Annotated in this window: 5 protein-coding genes and 1 pseudogene; all 6 read right to left on the minus strand. The window is 62.2% G+C overall.

What is annotated here, in order from left to right:
• A pseudogene (locus GIW28_RS30350) lies at window positions 1-274 on the minus strand (energy transducer TonB); the annotation flags it as partial.
• A 3-nt stretch (window positions 275-277) separates the two neighbouring features.
• Entirely contained in the window at window positions 278-703 is a 426-nt protein-coding gene (locus GIW28_RS30355) for an ExbD/TolR family protein (protein ID WP_017139644.1), read from the minus strand.
• A gap of 11 nt (window positions 704-714) precedes the next feature.
• Complete coding sequence (locus GIW28_RS30360; protein ID WP_236458965.1) at window positions 715-2,514, minus strand: DUF2341 domain-containing protein; 1,800 nt, start codon at window positions 2,512-2,514, stop codon at window positions 715-717.
• A 23-nt stretch (window positions 2,515-2,537) separates the two neighbouring features.
• Window positions 2,538-4,118, minus strand: coding sequence for a ShlB/FhaC/HecB family hemolysin secretion/activation protein (locus tag GIW28_RS30365; RefSeq protein ID WP_017139646.1), 1,581 nt, complete (start codon window positions 4,116-4,118; stop codon window positions 2,538-2,540).
• Between the two features lie 62 nt (window positions 4,119-4,180).
• Entirely contained in the window at window positions 4,181-4,774 is a 594-nt protein-coding gene (locus GIW28_RS30370) for a transposase (protein ID WP_017139647.1), read from the minus strand.
• A 725-nt stretch (window positions 4,775-5,499) separates the two neighbouring features.
• Window positions 5,500-5,792: hypothetical protein (locus tag GIW28_RS30375; protein WP_236490487.1), on the minus strand; the 293-nt coding region annotated here is incomplete at its 5' end.

Genomic DNA, 5,792 nt, shown 5'->3' on the forward strand with positions numbered 1-5,792 from the left:
TTGCGGGCTCAGGGGTGGGCACCGGCTCGGGGATTTTTTCTTCAACCTTGGGCTCGGGCTCCTTGGGTTTTTCCGGTGGTGGTGGCGGTGGCGGCGGCAACGGGATAATGGTCGGCACCTTCGGCGCTTCGCGGCGCACGCCACTCATGTCATTGGCCCACTGCCACAGGAACCAGGCCGCCAGGGCGGCCAGCAGCAGGCCAGCGCCCCACTTCAGCGGGCGCAGCAGCTTGTTCTTCACGGGCATGGGCGGGATCGGCATCTGTGCGGTCATGGTTCAACCCTGGCTCGGCTTGCCGGTGACCAGCCCGACCTGGGACAGCTCCAGCCGGCGCAGCAAGTCGAGCACCTCGATCACCTTCTGGTACTGCACCATGGCGTCGCCGCGCACGATCACCGGGAAGTCCGGGTTCTGCGCCTTCTCGATGCGCAGGCGCTCCTCCAGCTCGCCCAGCGTCACCGGGTAGGCGTCGAGAAACACCTGGCCGCCGTCGTTGACGGAGATGGCCTTGGTCTTGGCCTCGGACAGCGACACCGAAGCACTCGCCTTGGGCAAGTGGATCTGGATACCCGACACCTGGGCGGTGGCGGTGAGGATAAACATCACCAGCACCACCATCAGCACGTCCACCAGGGGCGTGATGTTAATAGTGTCGACGGCGGCGTCATCGTCATCGTCGTGGGCGGCATTTACGGAAGCCATGCTGATTCTCCTCAGGCCGGAACGGAGGCGTGGTGGCCGCGCGAGTGGGCGGCTTCACTGAACTGGCTCTCGCCGTGCATTTCCGCCAGGCGGGTGATGAACTCATCGACAAATACGCGCATATCGGCGCTGACTTCCTTGTTGCGCGTGATCAGGCGGTTGTAGCCAAACAGCGCCGGGATCGCCACGAACAGGCCCATGGCCGTGGCCAGCAAGGCGGCCGCCATGCCGGGGGCGATGGCATTGATGTTCACGTCACCGGCCATGGCCGTGCCGAGGAACACCACCATGATCCCCAGCACCGTACCCAGCAGACCGATGTAAGGGCCGCCGGCGATGGCATTGGAAAGGGTCGACAATTTCGAGCTCAGGGCCTGGTTTTCGCGAGTACGCACGCCGTCCATGGAGCAGCGGATTGCTTCGATGGTGGCCGCCGAAACCGATGAGGTATCTGCGCCCTGGGCACGGCGGGTGCGGATCTCCTTGACCGCCACCAGGTACAGGCGCCAGAGCGAAGAGTGGCCCAGGCGCTCGGCCAGTTGGGCGTCATCGGCATACATTTCCAGGCGGGTGCCGATCTGCGCAAAGTGCTCACGGAAGATCTCGTTGGCACTGCTCACGCGGCCGACCTGACGGTTCTTGCGCAGCATGATGAACCACGACTGAACCATCATCGCCACCAGCACCAGGATGATCACCCAGGCGTCAATCGGCACGGCCTTGAGCAAAAAGCCCAGGCTGCCGAAACCGAAGCCCGACTGTTCTTCATCCACGCCATACGCCACCAGCTTGGATTCGGCGCCCTGGGCGCTCGCATCGGCCAGCAGCAACGCGGCCGGGCGCGACACTTTCGACAGGCGCAACTCATCCATGGCGCCAGCAAACGGCAGGTGCGTACTGCCCGCCTCCGGCACATCGGCACCGATCGCCGTCTGTGTAGTGAAGGCCGGCACGGCCACGGCCAGGTTCGCGGTTTCACGGCCATTGACGTACAGCGCGACTTTTTCGCCCTCGGCGGTGAACGCCAGGTGTTGCCACTGGCCCGGGTTCAACGGTTGGGTGGAGACCGCGCGCTGGCCGTCGATTTCCACAAACGGCGTGCCTTGGTTCAAGCCCAGCAACAGGCTGTGGGGGCCATCGCGACGGGCCAGGACGATTTGCTCGCCACTGGCTTGGTCCAGGCGCAGCCAGGCACTGAAGGTCAATGCACTGCCGGCGGCGTGTTGCAGGGATGGGCTGGCCGGCAGCATCAGCGGCTGGCCGCCAAACTGCAGGGCGCGGCCGATCACGCCATCGATGCTGGCGCCGGTGGCGTTCAGCGCGGTGTTGCTGTAGGCCGTGGTGTCCCGGGCCGGGGTGCCGTTGGCCCCGTCAAAATGGTAGACGCCGGTGTAGTTCGGATCGAAGGTCAGTTGGCCGTTGGCGATGGCCGGGGCTTTTTGATTGCCGTAGTACATCCAGATTTCCTGGCGCTGGCCGCCTTCGACCTTGGGCACGTCGACCCAGATCAGCGCCATGCCCATCAGCGGGTCGAAGCTTTCGACCTGGTGATTGAACACGGTCTTGTCATCGGCGCTGACAAAGCGCAAATCGCTGCCATCGTCCTTCACCCCATCAAAGGTGAAATTACCGGTGTGCAGGCGCACCAGCAGCGCAGTGCGGCCCAGGGCTTGATTGATGCCCGCGCCTTGGGCGGTAGTGTCCACGGTAATCTGTTTGCGGTAGTGCCAATCGTCCTGCCACCAGGCATGGGCGGTGGCCGGAAGCGCGAAGCCCAGGCAGATCAACAGGCTCAGAAATAGGCGTTGCATGGTGAAGTCTCCGGGAGAAAAGGTCAGAAAGTCGCCTGCACACTGAAGTGCAGTCGCGAGTCCTGTTTCTGGGTGTTCGGTCCATCGAGCAACGGGTAGCCCCAGTCCAGGCTGCCGGATAACCATTTGCTCAAACTGGCGCGGGTGCCGAGGCCGACACTGGCCAGGCTGTATTCGTCTTCTTGCTCGGCCAACGGCTTTTGCAGGCGCAGGCGCGCGCCTTCGGCGAACGCGTAGAAGCGCCATTCCTGCACGTAGCTGCCAAGAAACTTGGCCAATGAGGGCGTGCGCATTTCCTGGGAGAACAGGAGGCCCTCGTCCCCCGTGCGCTCTGCCGCCAGGTAGCCGCGCACCGAAGTGGCGCCACCGGCGGAATATTGCTCGTTGGACACCAGCGGCCCGGAGGCCAGTTGGAAACCGCCCTTGGTTGCCGATTGCCAATCACTGGCGAAGGTGTAGGTGTACGTCGTGTCGCCTTTAAGCACCGCAAAACTCGGGCTGGCCTTGTAGCGCTTGTATTCGAATTCCTGGGCATCGCTGCCGTAGCCGAAGAACGCACGGGTGCCGACCACCAGGTTCAGGCCCAGGCTGAGGGCCGATTGCTCGCTGTAGCGATAGCCGTTATAGCCGAAGGTGAACGGCGCATATTTGAGCGGCACCTTGTCGGCATTGCTGCCCAATTTGAGCTGCTCGTCGAAGTCCTTGAAGTCCACGCCGAAGGAGAACGAATTGGCCCAGTTATCACTGGCCGGCAGGTTGTAGATCGCCGACACACCGTAGGAATGGCCTTTGCCCAAGACATTGCTGCCGCCGATGGTGGCGATGTTGCTGTCGGACTGGTAGCCGGAGAACTGCAAGGTCCAGCGCTCATCCAGCGGCGCGCTGTAGGAACCCGACCAGACCTTGGCATTGCTGCTGTCCTGGGGCGCGGTGAAGTAGGTCAGCGAGATGCTGTGGCCCAGTTGCCAGAGGTTGTCGTAGCCCAGGGTCGCCACCGTGCGCAGCTTCTCGGTGTCGGCGCTGTAGTCGTTGTTCAGGCCGATGCTGGCGTGCCAGGGGTTCTGGTCTTCCACTTGCAGGTCCACGTCCATGGTGCCTGGCCGCGCGCCTTCGCGTACCAGCGGCGTGACCTGGCGCCCGACGCCCCGGTTAAGCCCGGCGAGCTGGGTTTGCACACTGGCAAAATCCGGCACCGCGCCTTCCTTGAGCGCCGGCACGTCTTCGCGAATTTCCACCGGCGAATAGTGTTTGGCGCCGACCACGCGCACGCGGCCGACCTTGGTTTCGCTGACTTGCAGGTAGACGATGCCGTCATCGACCTTCTGCTCCGGCAGCTCCACAAACACCGACTGATAGCCACGCGCCTGGTAGATCTTTTGCAGCGCATCGCGAGCGCCTTCGATATCACCGAGGGTCTTTTGCGGGCCCAGGAACGGGTACACCGCTTCCTCGATGGCCGCCGCATCCAGCACGGTATTGCCGCGCACGAAATATTCGTTGACGTCGACCCGCCGCGCTGCGCCCTCCTCCTCGGCCAGCGCGGGTTGGGCCAAGGCCCCCAGCGTCAGGCACAGCGCCAGCGTTGACTTGAACAGATGCTCCACACTGCCCCCTGGTTGTCTAAAAAAGTTGCGCGCCTTCACCGATTGCACGGCGTTCGGCCTGCTCAATTGCTGGTGGTCGAAAGATGGCTGTGCCGGGCCAGCCAGGTGTGCAACAAGGCGAAGTTCAGTGAGAACTCCGGCATGTGCAGCAAGGCGCCACAAAACACTTCACCGATGATTTTCTGGATCAATTGCACCGCCTGCGGGTTGTTCAGCAGGCTGGCGATGTCACGCTGCAGGGCGTGCAGGCTCCACACCTTCTGGGTCAGGTCGAGGCCGACAAACCAGCGAAACAGCAGGTTGTAATTGAGCTGCTCGTGCAGTTGCTGTTCGCTGGGCACCGAATACAGCAGTTGCAGCAACAGGATGTGCACCACGGTGTGCGGCGCGATCAACATGCCCGGCTCGGGCTGGAGCCAGTCGCGGTACTGTTCGAGCACGTCGTCGATCTGCGGGCGCAACAACACCAGCGAGTGGCCCGCCGGAATGTAGCTGGAGACTTCCTTCAAGGCGCCTTGCCAATCGTCCTGGGAGACGATCCACACCCACGGCGCGCCGTAGCGGTATACCGAAACCGGCTTCTTGCGCGCGGCTTCGACGATCTTCGACAGGCGCTGATCGAGCTCCTGCATGCCGACTTTCGAATAACGTTCCATAGTTCCCATTGCCCCACTCCTGGCGTCCTGCTGACGGCTTTGGAGGCGACTTTTGATCGCCTGCAGCGCGTTACATAGGCAAGACGGGAGTGGGTGGGGGCTACCGAACTTTTGTCATGAAAGCTTCATTTGGGATTGGTTCGGGGGCAATTTTTGCTGAGAGATTGTAGGGGTGTATATCCGTTATTCAGGTAACGGCGGCTATTGGTTGCGCTCTAACAGCGGGTCACTTTTGCAAGGACCGGAATGCCGGCCAAGTCAAAAGTAACCAAAAGGTCCTCGCCCCAACACTCGGTGCCTCGCTATGGCTCGGCATGCCCGCAATCCGCCAGTGATTTGGGGGGCGATTTCAGATCAAGATCAAAAGCGCAGATCAAAAGACCGCTGACTTCGTCAGCGAAAAGGATGTAAGAGCAACAGCAACAGCAGAGCCACACTCGATCAAAGGTGGGAGCTGGCTTGCCTGCGATGGCATCAACTCTGTGAACCTGATGTACCGAGGTGTCTGCATCGCAGGCAAGCCAGCTCCCACAGAAAAGCAGTTCTTCAGTGTATTCAGATTGGTTACTTTTGGCTGGGCCGGCATTCCGGGCGTTTGCCAAAAGTGACCCGCTGTAAGAGCGGAACCATAGGTCGCCATCACCCAAATAACGGATATACACGCAAAAAAAAGGGGCAATCACCGATCGCCCCAAACCTTACAACGAGAGGTCCCGCAAAAACCCTTACAAACTAATCTGCCTACGCTCCTCGTCAGTCAACCGCGCCCGCGCCTGTTCACTCAACGGCCCCGCGCCCAACACCTGCACCGGACTGCCGGGGTTATACCCCGAGGTCTTTTGCTGGCCCGCAGGCTGCGGTTCACGCTCCACCGGCTCAGCGCCAAAACCCAACACCTCCACCGTCACGATCGAAGCCCTGCCCTGCTTCGCCGCCGCCTGCTGACTGCGCGCCGCGTCCTCCGCCGCCTGGGACGCCGCCGACCCCGCCGCACTCGCCGAGGTCATCGCCCCAGTGT

It is taken from the genome of Pseudomonas sp. PA-5-4B (genome assembly GCF_021606215.1).
Lineage (GTDB): Bacteria > Pseudomonadota > Gammaproteobacteria > Pseudomonadales > Pseudomonadaceae > Aquipseudomonas > Aquipseudomonas edaphica.

Excerpts from the sequence above, each read along its gene's own strand:
- GIW28_RS30355 (WP_017139644.1), bottom strand. The coding sequence starts at position 703 with ATGGCTTCCGTAAATGCCGCCCACGACGATGACGATGACGCCGCCGTC.
- GIW28_RS30360 (WP_236458965.1), bottom strand. The coding sequence starts at position 2,514 with ATGCAACGCCTATTTCTGAGCCTGTTGATCTGCCTGGGCTTCGCGCTT.
- GIW28_RS30370 (WP_017139647.1), bottom strand. The coding sequence starts at position 4,774 with ATGGAACGTTATTCGAAAGTCGGCATGCAGGAGCTCGATCAGCGCCTG.